Genomic DNA, 20390 nt, shown 5'->3' with positions numbered 1-20390 from the left:
CCCGAGCATAAGGTTCCTCATCCGGCGCCCCGGGGGACGGTCCGGCGCAGCGCCTCGCCGAGCAGGCCGATGCCCTCCTCCAGTTCGCTCGGCGGGCCCGCCGCATAGCCCAGGACCAGGCCGGGGGCGCCCGGGCGGATGCGGTGCCAGGACAACGGGTGCGCCTTGACGCCCAGGGCCAGGGCCTCCGCCGCGAGCACGGTGTCCTCGAAGACGGCCCCGTCGAAGGTGACCATCAGGTGCAGACCCGCCGCCGCGCCGTGGACCCGGGCTCCGGGCAGGTGCGCGGCCACCGCGCGCAGGGTGGCGTCCCGGCGGTTGCGGTGGCGGCGCCGGACGAAGCGGAGGTGGCGCTCCAGCTCGCCGGAGTCCATCAGCCGCGCCAGCACGAGCTGGGCGAGGACGGGGCTGCCCAGGTCCGCGTAGCGCTTCGCGGCGACCACGGCGTCCCGCAGCCTCGGGGGGACCAGCAGCCAGCCCAGCCGCAGGGCGGGCGCGAGGAGCTTGGACACGCTCCCGGCGTAGCAGACGCCCTCGGGCAGCAGGGAGCGCAGCGCCGGAACGGGAGCGCGGTCGTAGCGGTGCTCGGCGTCGTAGTCGTCTTCGATCACCACTCCCCCGGCCGCCGCCCAGCCGAGCAGCTCGCGGCGGCGCTCCCCGTCGAGTACGACTCCGGTGGGGAACTGGTGCGCCGGGGTCAGCAGCACCGCCTGGGCACGGCTCGTCCGGAGCGCGGCGGTGTCGAGCCCGGCCTCGTCCACCGCCACGGGCACCGTCGCCAGCCGCCCGTACTCCAGCTGTTGCCGGGCCCCGAGGGAGCCGGGGTCCTCCACCGCCACCCGCCGTACGCCGTCCTCCCGCAGCACGTGCGCGAGCAGACCGAGCGCTTGGGCGACCCCGGAGACGACGACCACCTCGTCGGGATCGGCCCGGATGCCGCGGTTGCGGGCCAGCCAGCCGGCGACCGCCGCCCGCAGCGCGGGGGCGCCCTGCGGGTTGCCGTAGCCGAAGTCCGCGGGGGTCAGCCCGGCCAGGACCCGGCGCTCGGCCTGGAGCCAGGCGGTGCGCGGAAAGGCGGTGAGGTCGGGGACGCCGGGCGAGAGGTCGATCCGGCAGGGCACGGCGCGCAGCGCGTCCACGAGCGCCTCCGCTTCCCGCGGTGCGAACGGGTCGGCCGGGGGCCGGCCGGCGCTCCCGGACGCGGGCGGGGTGGCGGTCGCCGGGGGCGCGGCGATGACGGGCGCGGCGACGACGACCGTCCCTGCGCGGCCGCGGCCGACCACCTGCCCGGAGTCCGCGAGGCGCCGGTAGACCTCGGTGACCAGGCCCCGGGAGACGCGGAGCTCCGCGGCGAGCACCCGGCCCGCCGGGAGCCTGCTGCCGACCGGGAGGGTGCCGTCGGCGATGGCCGCGCGGATGCGGTCCGCCAGCCACTCGGTCCGCCCGCCCGCCGGCGCCCGGCCGATGTCGAGCTGCAGGAAGTCGGACCCGGCGCCGTCGGGCCGCGCACGGCCACCGCGCGGGGGACCCGCCGTTTTGGACCCCTGAGACCTGCTCCGTTCGGCACTGTCCACGGGTCCAATGCTGGCAGAGCCTGGACCGTATGAACACCTCCCCGCCCTCGCCGCGCCGTGCGCTCCGCGACCTCACCCCCGGCACCCTCGGCATGGTGCTGGTGGGCAGCAGCGTCACCGTCTCCCGCTCCCTGGTGCATGCCCCGCTGTTCGCCACCCAGGCCGTCCGGTACCTGGCGGCCACCCTGCTGCTGCTCGCGTTCGCCCGGGCGGCCCGCGTCCCGGTCCTGCGGCCGCGCGGGCGCGAGTGGCTGTGGCTGGCCGGGATCGCCGCCACCGGCCTGGTCCTGTTCAACGTGGCCGTCGTCCGCGGGGTGGGGCATGCCGAACCGGCCGTCATCGCCGTCGCGGTGGCCTCCGTACCCGTCCTCCTCGGGGTGGTCGGGCCGCTGCTGGAGGGGCGGAGGCCGAGCCGTCGGATCCTGGTGGCCGCGGTGCTGGTGGTGGCCGGGGCCGTGCTGGTCGAGGGCACGGGGCGGACCGATGCGGCCGGGGTGGCCTGGGCCGGGCTGGCGCTGGCCTGCGAGGCGGGGTTCACCCTGCTCGCGGTGCCGGTGCTGCGCCGTCACGGCCCGTGGGGGGTGTCGGTGCACGCGGTGTGGCTGGGGGCGGTGATGCTGACGGTGGTGGCCCTGCTCACCGGGAGTCCGGCCAGTCTGCTCACCCTCGGCCCGGCCCAGTGGGCGGCCGCCGGGTACCTCGCGGTCATGGTGACCGCGGTGGCCTTCCTCCTCTGGTACCGCACGGTGGCCGCGGTCGGTGCGGGACGCGCCGGGCTGCTGACCGGCGTCGCGCCCCTGTCGGCGGCGGCCGTCGGAGCCCTCTCGGGCGGCGGGATGCCCGGACCGCCGGTCTGGCTGGGCTTGGCCGTGGTGGTCACCGGGCTGGCCGCGGGGCTGCGCCCGCAGCGGGCCGCTGCCCTGCGCCCGGAGCCGGGCGCACAGGACCGGGCTCCCACGCCCCCTTGAGGGGCACGGCCGGTGGGATCACCATCCGCAGATGGCGACGCCCGCGTACAGCGCTTCCCGCTTCAACGGTTGCCCCTACGGCGTTTCCCCGTACGGCAGTTCCCGTACACCAGGTGGATGCGGTACTTCTCCCCCACCGCCAACCACCTTCCGGGCCCGGCAGGCGGTGAGGCACGGGCCGGCAGGACGCCGCGCTCAGGGCCGCCGCGCGTAGCAGAAGAGGTGCTCCTCGGGGTCGGCGAGGCCGCCTTCGGGCCGGAACAGGCGCGTGTGCCGGTGCAGCAGCTCCAGGCCGGCCGCCTCGATCCGCTGCACGTACTCCTGCGCGGACAGGCTGCTGACGGTGACCTGGTGGCCCATCCACTCGATGGCGAGGTCGCGGATGTCCCCCGGCACCGTGGCCACGAGAAGATGGCCGCCCGGCGCGACCCACGAGGCCATCCGCTCCAACGACGCGGCCACCTCTTGCTGTTCCATCATCAGCAGCGGGAAGAAGGCGCACACCGCGTCGAAGGCCTCCGCAGGGGTGTACGTGCGGACGTCCGCCTGCTCGAAACGGGCCTGCGGGACCCGCTCGCGGGCGAGGGCGACCATCGCGGCCGAGACGTCGATCCCGGTGACCGAGTGGCCGGCCGCGGCCAGCGTCTCGGCGGTGGGGCGGCCGGTTCCGCTGCCCACGTCCAGCACCCGGGCGCCGCGGGGCAGCCGGGCGGTGAGCCAGTCGAGGGCCTCCTGCTGGGCGGGGATCCGCCCGAAGGCCTCCTCGTAGCGCTCCGCCAGTGCGTCGAACACCTCTGCCGCCGACTTCCCACCACTCATCGCGCTGCCTCGTTCCTTCTCATGTCCAAGGCGGGCAGCCGGCGTTGAGCTCGGCCGCCGAGGTCCAGGGGTTGCCGTTCACCTCGCTCGTGGCCCTGAGTCTGACGTACCGGGCGGCCCTCGGCGAGAAGGAGGCGTCCTGCTGGGCGGGGTGTCCGCGAAGCTGCCGGTCGTGGCGGCCGTCCCGTTGACGAGGAGCACGCCGATGGGGTCCTCGTTGCCGGGCAGCACGTCCCCGGTGGCGCGCCGCGTGTAGTCGATGACGCGGAGGGCCGCGCTGTCCACGCGGACGGAGAGCTCGGGCGAGCTGATCGTCACGGGCACGGCGGCCGCCGCGGTCCCGGGCGGGAGCAGGTGTCAGGTCGAGGCGGGCGCGAGGACGACGGCCGTCCCGTACGCGCACACCTCGGTGCCGACGTCGGCGGCGTCGGTCACGTCGAAGCGCATCATCAGCACGGCGTTGGCGCCGCGGGCCTTGGCGTGCTCGATGAGGCGTTCCATGGCCTGGTTGCGGGTCTCCACCAGGGTCTTGGTCAGCCCTCTGAGCTCGCCGCCGATCATGGATTTGAGGCCCGCGCCGATCTGGCTGCCCAGGTGGCGGGAGCGCACGGTGAGGCCGAACACCTCCCCGATGACCTGTTCGACCCGGTAGCCGGGTGCGTCGTTGGTCGTGACGACCAGTACGCCGGTCTGCTGGGCCCCGGGGCCGCCGCCGAAGTCTTCGATACCCATGGGGCCACTGTGGCCGCGTACGGGGACCCGCGCATCCGCAGGAGGGGCGGTCACGGCCGATCGGGCACCGAGGCCGACGGGTCCCTCGGCCGGCGGGACGTCACGGGCGGCGACACGGCACGGGCGGCGCGGGCCGCGAGCCCGGCTTCATGGGTGAGGACGACGGCCTGGGCGCGGCTGGACAGCTTGAGTTTGCCCGGACAGCGGCGCACGTGCGTCTCGACCGTGGCGGCGCTGAGGACGAGCCGCTGCGCGATGTCCGTGACGCGCACCCCGACCTCGTCCGCGTCGTAGTGGACGCGGACGGTGGTCCGCGCGGCCGGGGCGTGCTTGATCACATTGGTGAGAGCCTGCTGCACCACGCGGTACCCCCAGAGGTCGATCCCGGCCGGAAGGGGATACGGCGTCCCCGTGGTCCGCACCTCGACGGGTACGCCGGGCTCCCCCACCCGCTTGACCAGCTCGTCCAGGCGCCCCAGCCCGGACACCGGGTGGTCGCCCTCCGGCCCGGGTCCGGGCCCCTCCTCGCGGAGCACCAGCAGCATGCACCGCATCTCTGCCAGGGCCTCGTGGGCGCTGTCGCCGATGGCGTCGAGGGCCCGGCGGGCGTCGGCGGGTCGGAGGAGAAGACGTATCCGGCGAGCCCGGTCCGGACGGAGATCACCGAGACGTGGTGGGCGATGACGTCGTGCAGCTCGCGGGCGATCTGGATGCGTTCCTCCCGCACGGCCCTGCGCACCTTCTCCTCCTGTTCCAGGCGGTGTTGCAAGGTGAGCTCGCTCAGCCGCCGGGAGCCGTCACCCGTCGCCCGTCGCCAGCAGACGAGGGTCGTGACGGTCACGAACCCGACGCTGAGCGGGCCGCGCCGTGCTGATCAGGACGGCGACGGGGAAGCGCCGGCGCAGCACGAGCGGAAGGTACACGGCGGCCGGCAGGAGGTAGGCGAGTGCGCCGGTGTCCCGCCAGTAACCATGCGGATCAGGCCAGTTGCGCAGCATGGTGGCCGAGATCCGGACTGAGCCGAGGGCGTACACGATCTCGGCGACGGCCGGAAGCAGGGCGCGGAGCCGGACCACGGCCGGATGTGCGGACACCTGCCCGCCAACCCCCTTGTGTATCCCCTAGGTTGTACAGGGTCACCTCCTCCGGGGGTAGGCGGGTTCCACGCTGCGGATGGGCGACATCCCCGGCGTCCGCTGCTTGGACTTTCCTCGTCCGACCGGGAGTCGGCCACGCCCTGGCCCCTGGGCCCAGCGGGGCCGCGCCCGTTCGAGGGCGGGCACGGCCCCGCCCCCCGGCCCCCGCCGCCTCCCGTCGATTCTGGCCGAAACCCGTGCACGAGAGATTGGCACGCCCCGCCCGACTCCCTACGATGGGCCGCCACCCCGGCCGCAGGGCCTTCGACGAGGTCCACCAGGAGGGCACATGGAGTCAGGGCAGACCCCCGGGACACCCTCACCGCTCATCGACATGCACACCCCGAGCGTCGCCAGGATGTACGACTGGCTCCTGGGCGGGGTGGAGAATTACGCCAGCGACCGCGAGGCCTGCGCCCGGCTCCTGGAGATCGCCCCCAGCACCCAGCTGCTGGCCCGCAACAACCGGGCGTTCCTGCGGCGTGTCGTCCGCATCCTCGTCGAGGAGTACGGGATCAGGCAGTTCCTCGACCACGGGTCCGGTCTGCCCACCCAGGACAACGTGCACGAGGTGGCCCAGCGGGCCGACCCCCGGTGCCGGGTGGCGTACATCGACAACGACCCGATGGTCCTCGCGCACGCACAGACCACGCTGCACGAGGACGGCCGCACCCTGGTCCTGTCGAAGGACATGCGTCGGACCGCGGAGATCCGGCAGGAGACGGACGGCTTCCTCGACTGGGACCAGCCGATCGCCGCCCTGTTCGTCTCCGTGCTGCACTGCCTGAAGGACACGGACGACGAGAACGACCCGGCCGCGGTCGTCCGCAACACGGCGGCCCTGCTGCCGCCGGGCAGCTTCATGGTGATCTGCCAACTGGTCAGCGAGGACCCCGTCGTCCGCGACGAGGTGACCCGCCTGATGGACGTCACCACGCACGGCACGTGGGGCCGGGTCCGCGAACCCCACGAGGTACGCCGGTACTTCGACGGCCTGGACATCCTGGCCCCCGGCCTGGTGGACGTGGTCGACTGGCGTCCCGACGCCGCACCCCCGCCCCCGGCCCACCGCCCCCGGGACTGGGTCGAGTGGGGCGGGGTCGGCCGGCTCCGGGCCTTCTAGGACTCCGCGTCGCCGAAACGGTGCTGGGCCTGGAGGATCAGGTCGATGCTCTCGTCCTTGGACGCCGCCGCGTTGCGGAGGTTGCTCAGGGCGTTGCGGTAGTCGTCGAGGGCCCGCGGCTTGGTGACGTAGTTCGCGCCGTTGATGTGTTCCACGTAGGCGAGCTCCGACTGCTCGCCGTTGCTGAACTTGAGATGCGTGATCGGGTACGGGGGTGTGACACCCCACTCCCGCGACATCTTCAGGATGCGGATGCTGACCTTGTCGGTGTCGCCGGCGTGCAGCAGGTGCTTCAGCTGCTCCTGCATCACCTCGGCGTCACCGCACCGGCGGTGCAGGATGCTCTCCTCCAGCAGGGCGACCACCCGGGGCAGCGGGCCGTCCAGCAGGCGCAGCTGCCGCTCCGCCCGCAGCTCGACCACCCGCTCGACCTCCTCCGGCTCGGCGCTCGGCATGACGGCGCGGACCATGTGGCGGGCGTAGGCGCGGGTCTGGAGGATTCCGGGGACGACCAGGTTCTCGTAGACGCAGATCTCCTCGGCGTCACCCTCCAGCTGGATGAGGCGCTTGAGGAAGCCGGGGGTGACGTCGCTGAACTGCTCGTACCATTCCGCGTCCTGGGCATGCTCCAGGAGCCGCTCGATCACCCGCATCTCCTGCGCGTCGACCTCGTAGAACCTGGCCAGGGCGAGCACGTCCCGCGGCCGGGGAGGGCTCTCGCCCCGCTCCAGGCGGCTGATCTTCGAGACCGACCCGCGGATGACCGGGGCAACCTGCCTCAGGGTGAGGCCTCGGGCCTCACGGCACCTCCTGAGCTCCTGCCCGAGCAGGCGGTCGGTCGCCGCCCGTCCCGGATCCTGGCCCAGCGGCACGACGGGGGCGACCGAGTCGGGCAGCGGCTCGGGGAGGGCAGTCATAAGAACTCCCATATGACCGGGGTGGACGTCCGTCCCAGAATGAGGCTCACCCGCCTGCCGCTCCAAGCCTTGGCCCAAGCCTTGGGCTCATTCAGGTCAACCGGTCGAATTCCGAGCGCTTGGCACCTTCGATGAAGGCCGCGATCTCGGCGGCCGTGAAGACCAGCGCCGGACCGTCGGGGAAACGGGAATTCCGCACCGCCACGGCGCCCCCGCCCAGCACCGCGAGCTCCACGCAGTTCCCGTTGCCCACACTGGCACTGCTCTTCACCCAGACCGCACCGGGAATCCCGCTCGCCACCACGCCATTGCCCACCTGCATGATTCGACCCCTCCTCGCCGGACGTGCATGATCATGCAATCCCATATGGGATTGCATGAAAAAGCGCTCATGGAAATGCTAGCCAGCCTCCGGGGGTGCGGGAGTCCCCCGATGGGGTGCACCGACCCCCCATTCTTCATATGATCTGACACCCAATCACTGCTACGTATATATTGGGCATTTCGGGTTAAACGGCGGTGCGTCACCCGGGCACCACGACCCGTCCTCGCCATAGTCGTCCCTGGCAGCCGCCCGGCTGCCGCCCCGCGCCGCGGACGGACCGCGGGCGGGCGGATGTCTTCGTAGAGGAGCCTGCACATGCAGAAGCCCACCAGGAACATCCTCGCTCTCACCGCCGGAAGCCTGGTGCTCGGCTTGATCGGCGCGGGCGCCGCCGTCGCTGACGACCACGACACAAGGGGCGACTCGGATTCACAAGAGATCGTTCTTTTCAAGCCGTCCGGCGACAAGTCCGGCAACCACTCCGGCCGCGACTACACGGTCGGCAGGGTCGTCTCGCGCATTCCGCTGACGGTCCGCAGCAAGCCGACCACCCGCTCGTCCGCCGTGGGCCACCTGAAGCCGCAGGACAAGGTCGGCCTCGTGTGCAAGCAGCACGGTGAAGAGGTCGACGGCAACAGCCTGTGGTACCGCCTCTACCTCAAGCACGACGACGAGGGCAGGCCCGGGGACGACGAGGCCCGGGACGACGAGGCCCGGGACGACGAGGCCGGGGACGAGGAATCCGGCGACGAGGAATCCGGTGACGACGAGTCGAAGGAGAAATCGTCCAGGGACAAGGGGTCCAAGGAGGACTCGTCAGAGGAGGACGGCGGGAAGCACAACGAGGGCAAGCACGCCGAGGGCGGCGGCAAGCACGAGGGAGGCAAGCCCAACGGCGGCAAGCACGACGGCGGCAGGCACGACGGCGGCAAGGGCAAGCAGGACGAGTCCAGGGAGGACGAGTCCGGCGAAGACGGGGCGCAGGAGGGCGGCCGCGAGGACGAGAACGCGGACGGCACCGAACAGGAGGGCACGGAGGCCCGCGCCCTCGGCGAGCACAAGAAGGCCTGGGCCTCCGCCCGTTACGTCAAGAACCTGGAGAGCGTGAAGTGGTGCGACTGACCGGCTGAACGCCTTCAGTCCCCCGGGCGTACGGTACGCGGCCCCACGCATTCCGCACCGTACGCCCGAACCCGCTCACGCAGTTCCCGGTCGGCCGTGACCACCACGCAGCCTCGGTCCGCGAAGGACGCGGCCAGTTCCACGATCCGGTCGTCGCCGCTGCCGGGCGCCGGGTCCACCCGTACGCCGGGGACGGACTCGACGCCCCGGGCGGCGCCTTCGACGACGAGCACGATCTCCTCGCTCCCGCCCTTCCCGGGCCAGGAGCCCCGGGACGCCGCCCGTTCCGCCAGCCGGTCGCGCAGCCGCTCGGCCGCACCGCGCCGGTCCCGCCACCAGCCGTCCGGCACGGACCCGACGACATTGGCAGCGTCCACGATCAACACCTTCATGCCCCCAGTATGGGCGGCGCACTCGGCGGCGCTCCCGGCGGCGGCCCCGCGGCTAGAAGGCGCCGTAGTTGACCTGCCAGGTGGGCAGCCCCATCCGGCGCCACACCGCGACCACCCGGTCGCGGTCGTCCAGCGACACCCGCACCGCGTACCGGTGGCGCACATGCGCGTCGAACAGTTCTGCCTTGACCACGTCGTCGCGCCGGGTGTCGCCGAGCGGACGCATCCACAGCTCGTCGTACGGCACCGCGTGCCGCCGCAGCCATGCCTCCGTCTGCGGACGGTGCTCCTCCCCGCGCCCGGACAGCAGCACGATCGTGTCGCCGTCGGCGCGCCGGAAGGCGTCCAGCGCGTAGCGCACCGGTTCGTTCAGCGCGTCGATCTCGCAGCGCGTGAAGTCGTACGGGCTGCGGTCGCCGGTGAGCGCCAGCGTGCCGTCGATGTCGCACATCACCGCCGAGGGCAGTGCCGGGTCCGCCACGTACGGTTCGACGGTCGGCTGGTCGTTGAACCACTCCGCGGTGAGCCGCCAGCCGCCCTTCTTGGCGCTGGCGTGCTTGGAGGCCAGGATGCGGATGACCTCCTCACCGACCGGCCGCTCGCGGGCGGCGTCCCGGCGCAGGCACTCCTCCAGCGGCACGTCCGTGAAGTCGTGCACGACGAAGGTGGCGAGTCCGCCGACCGCGGCCTTCAGCCGCTTGGGGATCCGCGAGGTCAGGTGCGTGTTGTCCACGACCACGTCGAAGCCGTCCTCGACGGCCGCGCGCACCGCCGCGTCCTGGACGGCCAGCACGGTCTGCTCGTGCCGGTGGGAACGGCCCCGTTCGGGGTCGGGTACGTCGAGCATGGCCCTGAGGTCGTCCAGGTTGACGCGGCGCATCCGGCCGCCGGCCTCGGCCTGCAGGGCGCGCGCCGCGGTCGTCTTACCGGAGGCGGGCAGCCCCGTCATGACATGGACGACGGGGCGGGCGGGCTCTTCGGACACGGGTCAGTTCTCCTCATCGGTCGTGAACGGGTTGGACGCCTCAGGCCGCAGCTGCCGCCATACGAGGAGCTCGGTCGGCCGGCCGTCCAGCCGCAGGAACATCGCGGCGCGGATGTCCCGGTCGGGCAGGGCCTGCACGGCGCGCGCGAACGCGGCGCGGTCGCCGGCCAGGTGCGCCAGTTCCCCGAAGGCCGCGTCGATGGCGCGCCCGCGGCGGGCCGCTGCGTCCTCCAGTCGGGCGATGACCTCGCGCACCCAGGTGTCGAACTCGTCCGGGACCTGCTCCAGCAGGGCGTCGAGCGGCTTGCCGCCGCCCGCCTCGATCTCCTCGGGCGAGCAGCCGAGGGCCTGCCGGAGCGCCTTGGCCGGCAGGCCGGCGAAACGCTGGATGCCGTGGGCGCGCCAGATGTCCCGCTCGGTCACGCCGGTGAGCACCTTGTGCAGGCGTACGTACTCGGACAGCTTGGCCTTCGCGCGCACCCCGGAGGCGAACCGGAGTACGAAGCCTTCGGCGTCGGTGCCGGTGGTGCTCCGGCCGCCGGGCAGGGTGTTGGACTCGGTCAGTGCGATCAGCTCGTCGAGCGGCATGGCCGGCCAGACGGTGACGACGGATCCGATGCCCTCCCAATGGGCTGCGGCCTCGGTGAGCTCCACCTCGGTGCCGTCCGGCCCGAAGGCGGCGAGGAGCACCAGGTCGCGGCGGTCGCCGTAGTCGACGACGATGCGGTTCTGCGGGTACAGGATCTCCGCGAGGTAGGTCACTCCGGGGACGAGGGCCGTGGTGTCCCGGCTGTCGAGCCGGCGCTGCGCCCAGGCCGCCTGCGTGCTGGTGAAGGACCCCCGGGTGGCGGCCCGCCAGCGGCCCGCGTAGTGGAAGACCACCGCGAGGCTGCCGTCGACCTTGTCGTACACCTCGAAGGGCTCGTCGGGCAGGGCCGGGGCGTAGGGCCGGCCGGACTCGTGCTCGCCGACGTTGAAGAACTTCGGCAGCGGGAGGGCGACGACGGCGCCGGTGGTGTCCTCGGCGACCAGTCCGCGACAGCGCATGGTCGCCCGGTTCCAGGCGTGTTCGTACTGGGCCGTCCTCGTGTACGAGTAGAGGGACAGCGGCAGTTCGGGGTGCGGCTTGCGGATCACGTGCCCGGCCTCGATGGCAGCCGCGAGGTCCTGCGGCGGTATGAGGTCGTGCAGCGTCAGGTAGGCCTGGGGGCCCATGGGTTCCTCCCGGTTCGAGATGCTCCATTCTCACGTGCAGGAGGACGGGCCCGGTACCGAATTATGCCTGGTCCGGGTGGGTGTGGGGTGGACCGCCGCCGGGGCCCCGGACAGGGTCTAGGAGGAGACGCAGAGTTCGTTGCCCTCGGGGTCGGTGAGGGTGGTCCAGGTGTGGGGGCCCTGACGGCCGTCGTGGAGGCGCTTGGCGCCCTTGGAGATCAGGCGTTCGACCACCTCGTCCGGGTCGTCGGGGCCGGTGCGCACGTCGAGGTGGACGCGGTTCTTGACGGCCTTGGGCTCGGGAACGAGCTGGAACAGGAGGCGCGGCGCGCGTTCGAGGCCCTCGGGGTGGCGGATGGCGGCTCCGGTCTTCCAGACGAGGGTGCCGCGGTGGGTGGTGGTGTCGTCCTCGTCGGCGTGCCCGGCGGCGATCAGGCCGCGGATGAAGCCTTCGTCGCTGGGCTCCACTTCCCAGCCGAGGGCCTCGGCCCACCAGTCGGCGAGGGAGTGCGGGTCGGCACAGTCGATGGTCACCTGGAACGTGTAGGCCATGGCGGGACCCTACTCCGGGCCCGGCGCGTGCGCGCCCCGAGGAGGCGTTGAGATGCGATCCACCCGGCGCGGGCTCCTGCGGACGCTGGCCGCGCAGTTGTTCCCGCCCGGACCGGAGGGCGCGGAGGGACCGCACGGGGTGCTGCCGCCCCTGCTGGTCGTGCTCACCTTCGTGAGCGGGCTGGTCGACGCCGTGAGCTATCTGGCCATGGACCACGTGTTCGTCGCCAATATGACCGGCAACGTGGCGTTCCTCGGCTTCGCGCTCGCCGGCGAGCGCGAACTGTCCATCGCCGCCTCGCTGCTGGCGCTCCTCGCCTTCCTGGCCGGGGCGGCCGCGGCCCGGCGGCTGCCGGGCGACGGTGCGGCGCCCCGGATGTTCGGCCCGCTGGTGGCGGCCCAGGCGGGGCTGGTGGCCGTGGCCCTCGCCGTGACGACGGGCGGGGCGGGGCGGCTCGCGGTCGTACTGCTGCTCGCGCTCGGCATGGGGCTGCAGAACGCGGTCGCGTACCGCAACGCGGTACCGGACCTGACCACCACGGTCGTCACCCGGACGCTGACGGGCCTGGCCGTCGCTCCGTGGGGGCGGGCCTCGCTCCGGCGGGTCGTGTCGGTGGCCGCCCTGTTCCTCGGCGCCCTGACGGGCGGCCTGCTGACCCTGCATCGCGGGCCCCGGTGGACGCTGGCGGTGGCGGTGGTCCTGCTGCTCGGGGTGGCCGCTGCGGCGTACCGGCACCGCCGGCGGAGAGGGCCCGCGTAGCGCTGCACCGGCCCGGCCTGGTGCTGTGGCCGGGAAGGTTTGCCGGGTCGCGTTGTCCGGTGCGGTGCATCGCAAGGCGGAGGCCCGCGGCTCGTACTGGACGTACTTGCGCGGTCCGACAACGCAGCGAGGTGCCGTGCCGGGCGGCGCGACCCGGTGGACCTGTCCGGTCACAGCACTAGCCGTGCCGGCGCGCTGCCCGGCGGGCGCCGAGGAAGGCCGCGAAGGTCAGCAGCCAGGCCCCGACCGCGATCCAGAGCAGTACCTCGCCCAGCCGGCCGAGCCAGCCCACCCCGGTCGGCCCGGCTGCCGAGAGGCAGGCCGTGGCCGTCATGCCGAGCGGGAAGACCGTCGCCCAGCGGCGGATGTCGTAGTGCGGGCGCCATAGGTGCAGTTCGGCGGCGAGGAGGAGCACGTACCAGGCGAGGGACAGGGTCAGCGTCACCAGCGTGGCGGTACGCAGGGCCGTGTGGACCGCACCGGTCCACACCGGGGAGGCGGTGAGCCTGGATGCCGTCAGGGCGCAGATGGCCAGCGCGCCGCCCGCCACCCACTGGTCGCCCGCGCCCCGGACCACCTCGCGGACGTCGAAGCGGGCGAGGGCCACGACGTAGAGCACCAGGCCGAGGCAGAAGGCGGCCAGGGCGGCCCGGGCGAGCCAGTCGAGGTGGAGGGCGGCGGCCAGGACCGCCGCCAGGACGGCGAGGCCCTGGGTGGCCACGCAGACGAGGAACACCGCCCCCGGCATCCGCCGCTTCCATCGGCGTACGACGTTGAGCAGCAGCACGGGCCACAGCGCCGCGGCCAACGCCAGCAGCGCGGCGGCGGCCGTCTGCCGGCCGAGCAGGGAGACCCGGGCTCCGAGCACCGTGGTCGCGGCGACCGCGGTGAGGGCGGCCGGGGTGTCGGCCTCGACGCGGAAGCGGCCCCGGTCGCGCACCAGCCGGGCCGCGAAGGTGCCGGCGAGGACGAGCCACAGCACGGCGGCGATGGCCAGGGCCGCCGCCGACAGCACTTCGTGCCCGGTCAGGTGCAGTCCGACGGAGAGGATTCCCGCGGCCATGACCGCGGCGCCCGCCGCCGGGGGGAGTCCGGTCCACCGGTGGCGGGTGGGGCGCGCGGTCGCGTGGGTCACGCTCCGAGCGGACACCGCACGGGTGCGACCCGCGAGCGCGGTGGTCCACCCGGGCCAGGGTTCAGTCCGAGCGGACGGCCGTGAGGATGAACATGGCCCCTTCGGGGTCGCGGAGGGTGACGCAGCGCTCGGTGGGGCTCGGGATGATGGTCGAGAGGGTGGTTCCGCCGGCTGCGACGGCCGCGGCGATCGCCTCGTCGAGGTCGGCGACGCGGAAGTGCACGTGCCAGCGGGGGCGGGTCTCCTGGCCGCAGACCGGGCTCTCCTCGCTCCCGCCGTTGAGGCGGGCGACGGGTTCGCCCGCCTGCCGCAGGACGACCTGGGCGTCCTCGTAAGAAACCTCGCAGCAGCCGGGGCGGCCGGTGGCCCATTCGAGCACCTCGCCGTAGAAGATCGCGGCCTCGAAGGCGTCCCTCGTCCGCAGCTCCAGCCAGGCGGGCGCGGGTCCGACACCCACCCTCCAGTCCGCCGAGACCCCGCCCTCCCAGATCCCGAAGGCCGCACCGTCCCGGTCGGCCACCAGCGCACCCCGGCCGCCCGTGGGGAAGGAGACCGGGCCGACGGCAATGGTGCCGCTGCGCTCGCGGATCCGGTCGACCGCCACATCGGCGTCGTCGACGGCGAAGTAAGGGGTCCAGGCGGCCGCCACCGCCAGGTCCTCCGCCAGGGCCCCGATGCCGGCCACCGGCACCCCCTCGACCACGGCGACCGTGAAGTTCTCCCCCAGGCGGGCCGGCCGGAACTTCCAGCCGAGGACCGCTCCGTAGAACTGCTGTGCTCCCAGGAGATCGCGCGCCATCAGGCTGACCCAGCACGGGGCGCCGAAGACCTCCCTCGTAGAAATCTCCACCACTCACGCTCCGTCCATCGACCGGCCCGTGCCCGGGTTCCCGCGGCGGGTGCATTTCCATGATGCGCCACAGGTGATGTGCACCGTGTCTGCATTGATCCGCAATTATCACTTTAGGTAGCGTTGCCCACACTCCGGGCGACTCGCTCGACCTCCCGCCACGCATGGCGAGGGCTCAGACAGGAGGTGCACGCGGGTGCTGGGGTGGCCACACAAGACGGGCCCGAAGGCCAGGACGCGGCGAGCGGCGCTGCGGAGCGGGGCGTGGCTCGACGACCGCCTGCCGCTCGTGGAGACGACCCGGGGCGTGCTGCGGAAGGTGTTCCCGGACCACTGGTCCTTCCTGCTCGGCGAGCTGGCGCTCTACTCCTTCGTCGTCCTGTTGCTGACGGGCGTGTTCCTGACGTTCTTCTTCGAGCCCTCGATGGCGGAGTCGGTGTACCGCGGCTCGTACGCGGAGCTGCGCGGGGTGCGGATGTCCCGGGCGTACCTGTCCACGCTGAGCATCAGCTTCGACGTGCGCGGCGGGCTCTTGATCCGGCAGATCCACCACTGGGCGGCGATCCTGTTCGTCGCGGCCATCGGGGCGCACATGCTGCGCGTGTTCTTCACCGGTGCCTTCCGTCGCCCGCGTGAGGCCAACTGGACGATCGGGGTCACCCTGTTCATGCTGGCGCTGCTGGAGGGGTTCGCCGGCTACTCGCTGCCGGACGACCTGCTGTCCGGGACGGGCCTGCGGATCGCCCAGGGGATCATGCTCTCGCTGCCGGTGGCCGGGACGTACGTGAGCATGTTCGCCTTCGGCGGCGAGTTCCCCGGGCAGGACATCGTGTCCCGGCTGTACCCGGTGCACATCCTGCTCGTCCCGGGTCTGCTGCTGGCGCTGATCACCGTGCACGTCCTGCTGGTGTTCATGCTGAAGCACACCCAGTGGCCCGGGCGCGGCAGGACCGGCCGCAATGTCGTCGGGCTCCCGTTCTTCCCCCAGTACGTGGCCAAGTCGGGCGGGCTCTTCTTCAGCGTCTTCGCCGTGTTGGCGCTCCTGGGTGGCGTGGCGCAGGTCAATCCCATCTGGGTGTACGGCCCCTACCGGCCCGACCTGGTCTCCACCGGGTCCCAGCCGGACTGGTACATCGGTTTCCTGGAGGGGGCGCTGCGGCTGATGCCCGGTGTGGAGACCCGTGCGGGGGGCCACACGGTGAGCTGGAACCCGCTGGTGACGGGTGTGCTGTTGCCCGGCCTGCTCTTCATGGTGCTGTACGCCTATCCGTTCTTCGAGCGCTGGATCACGCGCGGCGCCGGCGAGCGGCACGTGTGCGACCGGCCGCGCGACCGGCCGGTGCGGACGGGGCTGGGGGTCGCGGCGCTCTCCTCGTACGGCGTGCTGCTCGTCGCCGGCGGGCAGGACATCGTCGCGTTCGTCTTCGACGTGCCGGTGGGCGCGGTGACCTGGGTGTTGCGCGTGGCGTTCCTCGCCGTGCCGGTGCTGGCGTTCTGGCTGACGAGACGGCTGTGCCTGGCGTTGCAGGCGCAGGAGCGGGAGCGGCTGGTCGAGGGGGACGAGTCGGGGCTGGTGCGCCAGGGCGTCGAGGGCGGTTTCCACCCGGAGCACCTGGCCCTGCCGGCCGAGGAGGCCTACGCCCTGCTCGTACGGGAACGGCCGCGGCCCGTGGAGCCGCCGCCTGCGGCCGGCGGCGGTCGGTTGCGGGCGCTGCCCGGCCGGGCGCGGGCGGCGATCAGCTCCTGGTACTACCGCGACCGGGTCCCCTCCCCCGCGGCCGCCGAGCAGCAGCAGCGGATCGCAGCCCTCATCACGGGCCCGGACCGGCCCGAGCCGCCGCCCGGACAGGAGGACTGAGCGGGGCGGAGCCGGGGCAGCCGGGGCGCGGCCGAGCGGGGCGCCTACTCCGGGTGGTCGAGGTTCTGGAAGGAGAAGCCGAGGACGGCGGGCAGCAGGACACCGAGTCCGATGAGGCAGATCCACAGCCCCTGCACCACGCCCAGGCCGATCAGCGCGCTCCCCGCGGCGGCCATCACCGGGAAGTAACTGCGGGCCGGGAAGAAGCCCCGCCGGCCGCCCGCGTCCCGGACCTCCGCCGCCTTGCGGTCCTCCGGCCGCTCACCGCCGCGCCCGTACTGCCGCCAGAAGAAGGCGGCGACCAGGCTCGACATGAGGAAGGAGACGCCCAGGGCCGCGGTCCCGGCGGGTTCCAGGGAGAACGAGGCGTAGACGAGCGTGGTGGCCGCGAAGAACAGGGCCGTACCGGTGAAGAGCCAGGCTTCACCCTTCACGGGTCACCTCCGGGTGGTGCAGGTCGAAGGCCGGGGACTCGGAGCGGATCCGGGGCAGGGCGTGGAAGTTGTGCCGGGGCGGCGGGCAGCCGGTCGCCCATTCGAGCGAGCGGCCCCAGCCCCAGGGGTCGTCGGCGGTGACGCGCTGGCCGTACCGCGCGGTCTTCCAGACGTTGTAGAGGAAGGGCAGCGTCGACAGGCCCAGCAGGAACGCCCCGATGCTGGAGACGGAGTTGAGGGTCGTGAAGCCGTCCGCGGCCAGGTAGTCGGCGTACCGGCGGGGCATGCCCGCCTCGCCGAGCCAGTGCTGGACGAGGAAGGTGGTCTGGAAGCCGATGAACAGCGTCCAGAAGTGGATCTTCCCCAGGCGTTCGTCGAGCATCCGGCCGGTGAGCTTGGGCCACCAGAAGTAGAAGCCGGCGAAGGTGGCGAAGACGATCGTGCCGAAGAGGACGTAGTGCAGGTGGGCGACGACGAAATAGCTGTCCGTCAGATGGAAGTCCATCGGCGGGGAGGCCACGACGACGCCCGTCAGACCGCCGAGGAGGAAGGTGACGAGGAAGCCGAGGGACCACAGCATCGGGGTCTCGAAGGAGATCGACCCCTTCCACATCGTGCCGATCCAGTTGAAGAACTTCACCCCGGTCGGGACGGCGATCAGGAAGGACAGGAGCGAGAAGAACGGCAGCAGCACGGCTCCCGTCGCGAACATGTGGTGGGCCCATACAGCGGCGGACAGGCCGGTGATGGCGATCGTCGCGCCGATCAGGGCGGCGTAGCCGAACAGGGGCTTGCGGCTGAAGACCGGGAGGATCTCGCTGACGATCCCGAAGAACGGCAGCGCCACGATGTAGACCTCCGGATGCCCGAAGAACCAGAACAGGTGCTGCCACAGCAGGGCGCCCCCATTGGCGGGGTCGAACACGTGGGCGCCCAGCTTGCGGTCCGCCTCCAGGGCGAGCAGGGCGGCCGTGAGGACGGGGAAGGCCAGGAGCGCCAGGATGGAGGTGAAGAGCACGTTCCAGGTGAAGATGGGCATGCGGAAGAGGGTCATGCCCGGTGCGCGCAGGCAGACGATGGTCGTGATGAAGTTGACCGCGCCGAGGATGGTGCTCAGGCCGGACACCGCCAGTCCCATGACCCACAGGTCGGATCCGGAGTTCGGGGAGTGCACGGCGTCGTTCAGCGGGGCGTACGCGAACCACCCGAAGGGCGCCGCCCCGTCGGGGGTCAGGAACCCCGAGACCACCAGGAGCCCACCGAAGAGGTACACCCAGTAGGTGAAGGCGTTGAGCCGGGGGAAGGCGACGTCGGGCGATCCGATCTGCAGGGGCATGATCGCGTTGGCGAACCCCGTGAAGGTCGGGGTGGCGAACAGCAGCATCATGACCGTCCCGTGGACGGTGAACAGCTCGTTGTACTGCTGGTTGGACAGGAGCTGCGTCCCCGGGCGGGCCAGTTCGGCCCGCATGAGCAGGGCCAGCACCCCGCCGAAGAGGAAGAAGGCGAACGCCGTCACGAGGTAGAGGTTGCCGATCACTTTGTGGTCGGTGGTCGAGAGCCAGCGCAGCACCGCCGAGCCCTGGCCGACCCGCCGCTCGCTGCGCCGTTCGGCCCGTTCGGCGGCCGGCGCCTGCTGCGGTGAGCGGTCCACTGACGTCATCCGTCCTCCAGAACCTCGCCTGTACCCCCTCCCCTACAGGCTGGGGCGGCTCACCACCGGGCGGCGCGCCGCTGAGGGCTCCGGCCGGGCCCGTACGCCGGATCCCGGGGCCCTGCCGGAGGAGCGGGGCGGGACGGTCGGATTCCGGGCCGTTCAGGCGTCGCGGCGCCGGTCGTCGCTGCCGCGGCGGTGGGTGTGGCGGCTCATCGCGTCGATGCGGTCCGCGAGCTCCGCGTGCTCGGCCCGCAGATGGGGGCGGGTGTCGGTGATGCGCTGTTCGCCGGTGGTGTCGGCCGCGCGGGGGTGCAGCCGCAGATGGCGCCGCTCGGCGGCCTGCCGGCTGGCTACGCCGAGGGGCGCCGCGAGCTGGGCCCAGCCGGCCCCCTCCGGGCCGCCTCGATCAGGCCGCTCTCCCAGCGGCGAGTTGTTCCCGGAGGTGCCGCAGGGAGCAGGAGCGAGGCGAGCGCCTGCTCCGGGCCGGCCGCGGATGCCGCCGCCGGGCTCGGTCGGGTCGGGGGCCTGTGCCGCCGAGACCGCCTGCTCGATGGCGGCGAGGGCCGCCGCGACGGCGAGCGGGGAGGCGGGTCCGGCCGGCGGCCCGTCCTGGTCCTGTGGCATGGGGCCGGCCCCTCCGCTCCGGTCACCCCCGGGGCGACGCTTCGATTGTCGACCCGGGGTTGACGCGTGCCAAGAGGAGGGGCGTACCCGTCAGCGCGCGGCCGCCTCCGACGTGATCAGGCTGCACAGGCCGGGCATCCCCCCGTCCGCCAGAGCGCGGCGCTGGCGGTCCGCCGGGGTGCCCTGCTGGAGGAGCTGGTGGAGCAGGGCGCCCACCTCGCGCTGGTCCCCCGCTTCCTCCAGGGCGGGCCCGATGTGCCGCATCAGCATGCACAGGACGTCTCCGGCGCTGCGGCTGCGACCTTCGGGGTCCACGAGGGTGCTGTTGAGGCCGTGCCGGGCGGCGTGCCAGTTCGCCGCCTGGAGCAGTTCGGGGCTGCACACGGCCGGCGGGGCCCCGGCCTTCTCCTCGGCGATCGCGGTGCTGACCAGCGCGCGGGCGATTCCGGCGAGCAGGACCGCATCGGTCGCCTCCAGCTGCACGTCGAGGCAGCGCACCTCGACCGTCGGATACCGCTCCGACAGCCGTGCCTGCCAGTACAGCTGCCCCCGGTCGGCGATCACCCCGGACTCCAGCAGCGCGTCGACGCGCTGCTCGTAGTCGGCGAGGGCGGTGAAGCACGGGGGCGGGCCGCTGACCGGCCAGCGTCCGAAGACGATCGTGCGCCAGCTCGCGAATCCGGTGTCACGCCCGTCCCACAGGGGCGAGTTCGCCGACATGGCCAGCAGCGTCGGGAGCCAGACGCGCAGCCGGTTCAGGACCGCCACGCCCATTTCCCGGTCGGGTACGGCCACGTGCACGTGCATGCCGTTGATCAGTTGTTCGTCGACCAGCCGGCGGGCCTCCTCGCGCATCTTCAGGTAGCGCAGCTTCTGCGTGACCGGGACCGGCTCCACGTCCTTCAGCGGGGCCGTGGCGGAGGCCGCGATCCGGCATCCGCTGTCCTCGGCCGCTGCTCCGACGGCGTGCCGCAGCCGCAGCAGGTGGCCGCCGACCTCTTCCAGGTCGGTGCAGATGGGGGTGGCGACCTCGACCTGGGCCTGCAGGAGTTCGTTCTGCACTTCCCCCTCGTCCGCCCAGGAGCCGAGGCCGGCCGCGGCCCGTACCTCCTCCGCCCGCGGGAGGGGCAGGAAGGTGGTGGGGTCCAGCAGCACGTACTCTTCCTCAACCCCGACAGTGATCATGTCCGACGGCTCCTTATGCCGCTGGGC

23 protein-coding genes and 1 pseudogene are annotated in these 20390 nt (G+C 72.8%); 5 read left to right on the top strand and 19 right to left on the bottom strand.

Annotation, left to right across the window (positions count from 1 at the left end; translation table 11 throughout):
- Positions 1–17 precede the first annotated feature (17 nt).
- On the bottom strand, positions 18–1574 hold the full coding sequence (gene pdxR / locus AC0666_RS10105) for a MocR-like pyridoxine biosynthesis transcription factor PdxR (RefSeq protein ID WP_468963549.1): 1557 nt from the start codon (positions 1572–1574) through the stop codon (positions 18–20).
- Positions 1575–1603: 29 nt separating this feature from the next.
- Between pdxR and AC0666_RS10100 the strand changes: the two genes are divergently transcribed.
- The gene (locus AC0666_RS10100; protein WP_478707405.1) at positions 1604–2542 is read left to right on the top strand and encodes a DMT family transporter; all 939 of its coding nucleotides are present in this window, start codon (positions 1604–1606) and stop codon (positions 2540–2542) included.
- Positions 2543–2737: 195 nt separating this feature from the next.
- Here the strand turns inward: AC0666_RS10100 and AC0666_RS10095 are convergent, their stop codons facing one another.
- The 6 genes and pseudogenes from AC0666_RS10095 to AC0666_RS10070 form a co-directional block, all read right to left on the bottom strand.
- Positions 2738–3361: a class I SAM-dependent methyltransferase gene (locus AC0666_RS10095; protein ID WP_468963547.1), complete on the bottom strand. Its 624-nt coding sequence runs from the start codon at positions 3359–3361 to the stop codon at positions 2738–2740.
- A 78-nt stretch (positions 3362–3439) separates the two neighbouring features.
- Positions 3440–3685 carry a hypothetical protein gene (locus AC0666_RS10090; protein ID WP_468963546.1) on the bottom strand — a complete coding sequence of 82 codons (246 nt, stop codon included), beginning with the start codon at positions 3683–3685 and terminating at the stop codon, positions 3440–3442.
- Between the two features lie 33 nt (positions 3686–3718).
- A complete protein-coding gene (locus tag AC0666_RS10085) occupies positions 3719–4093 on the bottom strand; it encodes a YbjQ family protein (protein ID WP_361712587.1) in 375 nt (124 codons plus the stop codon).
- Between the two features lie 50 nt (positions 4094–4143).
- The gene (locus AC0666_RS10080; RefSeq protein WP_478707404.1) at positions 4144–4638 is read right to left on the bottom strand and encodes a LuxR C-terminal-related transcriptional regulator; all 495 of its coding nucleotides are present in this window, start codon (positions 4636–4638) and stop codon (positions 4144–4146) included.
- A 116-nt stretch (positions 4639–4754) separates the two neighbouring features.
- Positions 4755–4820: pseudogene (locus AC0666_RS10075) on the bottom strand (histidine kinase); the annotation flags it as partial.
- A 70-nt stretch (positions 4821–4890) separates the two neighbouring features.
- Positions 4891–5187 carry a hypothetical protein gene (locus AC0666_RS10070; RefSeq protein WP_468963545.1) on the bottom strand — a complete coding sequence of 99 codons (297 nt, stop codon included), beginning with the start codon at positions 5185–5187 and terminating at the stop codon, positions 4891–4893.
- A gap of 331 nt (positions 5188–5518) precedes the next feature.
- Here AC0666_RS10070 and AC0666_RS10065 point away from each other — a divergent pair, with 331 nt between their 5' ends.
- On the top strand, positions 5519–6352 hold the full coding sequence (locus AC0666_RS10065) for an SAM-dependent methyltransferase (RefSeq protein ID WP_468963544.1): 834 nt from the start codon (positions 5519–5521) through the stop codon (positions 6350–6352).
- Here the strand turns inward: AC0666_RS10065 and AC0666_RS10060 are convergent.
- Positions 6349–7269, bottom strand: a complete 921-nt coding sequence (locus AC0666_RS10060; protein WP_478707403.1) for a helix-turn-helix domain-containing protein — start codon at positions 7267–7269, stop codon at positions 6349–6351. The two genes, AC0666_RS10065 and AC0666_RS10060, sit on opposite strands and share 4 nt — an antisense overlap.
- 91 nt (positions 7270–7360) lie before the next feature.
- Positions 7361–7591 carry a DUF397 domain-containing protein gene (locus tag AC0666_RS10055; protein ID WP_468963542.1) on the bottom strand — a complete coding sequence of 77 codons (231 nt, stop codon included), beginning with the start codon at positions 7589–7591 and terminating at the stop codon, positions 7361–7363.
- A 318-nt stretch (positions 7592–7909) separates the two neighbouring features.
- On the opposite strand from AC0666_RS10055, the gene AC0666_RS10050 reads away from it, so the two are divergent.
- Positions 7910–8716 (top strand): hypothetical protein, encoded by an 807-nt coding sequence (locus AC0666_RS10050; RefSeq protein WP_468963541.1) that lies wholly within the window; start codon positions 7910–7912, stop codon positions 8714–8716.
- Positions 8717–8730: 14 nt separating this feature from the next.
- Here AC0666_RS10050 and AC0666_RS10045 read toward each other — a convergent pair whose 3' ends face one another.
- From AC0666_RS10045 to AC0666_RS10030, 4 genes are all read right to left on the bottom strand, one after another.
- Positions 8731–9108, bottom strand: coding sequence for an NYN domain-containing protein (locus tag AC0666_RS10045; protein WP_468963540.1), 378 nt, complete (start codon positions 9106–9108; stop codon positions 8731–8733).
- 52 nt (positions 9109–9160) lie between these two features.
- Entirely contained in the window at positions 9161–10093 is a 933-nt protein-coding gene (locus AC0666_RS10040; protein ID WP_468963539.1) for a phosphatase domain-containing protein, read from the bottom strand.
- A 3-nt stretch (positions 10094–10096) separates the two neighbouring features.
- Positions 10097–11308 carry an RNA ligase gene (locus tag AC0666_RS10035; RefSeq protein ID WP_478707402.1) on the bottom strand — a complete coding sequence of 404 codons (1212 nt, stop codon included), beginning with the start codon at positions 11306–11308 and terminating at the stop codon, positions 10097–10099.
- Between the two features lie 117 nt (positions 11309–11425).
- Positions 11426–11860 (bottom strand): VOC family protein, encoded by a 435-nt coding sequence (locus AC0666_RS10030; RefSeq protein ID WP_468963537.1) that lies wholly within the window; start codon positions 11858–11860, stop codon positions 11426–11428.
- A gap of 52 nt (positions 11861–11912) precedes the next feature.
- Here AC0666_RS10030 and AC0666_RS10025 point away from each other — a divergent pair, with 52 nt between their 5' ends.
- A complete protein-coding gene (locus AC0666_RS10025) occupies positions 11913–12620 on the top strand; it encodes a YoaK family protein (protein ID WP_478707401.1) in 708 nt (235 codons plus the stop codon).
- 178 nt (positions 12621–12798) lie between these two features.
- Here AC0666_RS10025 and AC0666_RS10020 read toward each other — a convergent pair whose 3' ends face one another.
- Together AC0666_RS10020 and AC0666_RS10015 are read right to left on the bottom strand one after the other, a co-directional pair.
- Positions 12799–13755, bottom strand: a complete 957-nt coding sequence (locus AC0666_RS10020; RefSeq protein ID WP_468973077.1) for an SLAC1 family transporter — start codon at positions 13753–13755, stop codon at positions 12799–12801.
- Between the two features lie 61 nt (positions 13756–13816).
- Positions 13817–14554 carry a VOC family protein gene (locus tag AC0666_RS10015; RefSeq protein WP_361712585.1) on the bottom strand — a complete coding sequence of 246 codons (738 nt, stop codon included), beginning with the start codon at positions 14552–14554 and terminating at the stop codon, positions 13817–13819.
- 247 nt (positions 14555–14801) lie between these two features.
- On the opposite strand from AC0666_RS10015, the gene qcrB reads away from it, so the two are divergent.
- Positions 14802–16463: a cytochrome bc1 complex cytochrome b subunit gene (qcrB, locus tag AC0666_RS10010; RefSeq protein ID WP_478707400.1), complete on the top strand. Its 1662-nt coding sequence runs from the start codon at positions 14802–14804 to the stop codon at positions 16461–16463.
- A gap of 44 nt (positions 16464–16507) precedes the next feature.
- Here the strand turns inward: qcrB and ctaF are convergent, their stop codons facing one another.
- From ctaF to AC0666_RS09990, 4 genes are all read right to left on the bottom strand, one after another.
- Complete coding sequence (ctaF, locus tag AC0666_RS10005) at positions 16508–16897, bottom strand: aa3-type cytochrome oxidase subunit IV (RefSeq protein ID WP_468973083.1); 390 nt, start codon at positions 16895–16897, stop codon at positions 16508–16510.
- Entirely contained in the window at positions 16887–18560 is a 1674-nt protein-coding gene (gene ctaD / locus AC0666_RS10000) for an aa3-type cytochrome oxidase subunit I (protein ID WP_478707399.1), read from the bottom strand. The genes ctaF and ctaD overlap by 11 nt, the downstream gene beginning before the upstream one ends.
- A 153-nt stretch (positions 18561–18713) precedes the next feature.
- Positions 18714–19178, bottom strand: coding sequence for a hypothetical protein (locus AC0666_RS09995; RefSeq protein WP_478707398.1), 465 nt, complete (start codon positions 19176–19178; stop codon positions 18714–18716).
- A gap of 90 nt (positions 19179–19268) precedes the next feature.
- Positions 19269–20363, bottom strand: coding sequence for a carboxylate-amine ligase (locus AC0666_RS09990; RefSeq protein WP_468973092.1), 1095 nt, complete (start codon positions 20361–20363; stop codon positions 19269–19271).
- Positions 20364–20390: the final 27 nt, after the last annotated feature.

It is taken from the genome of Streptomyces sp. NPDC043680 (genome assembly GCF_056436685.1).
Note: the sequence above shows the minus strand (reverse complement) of the source record. Positions and strands in the feature narration are given on the sequence as shown.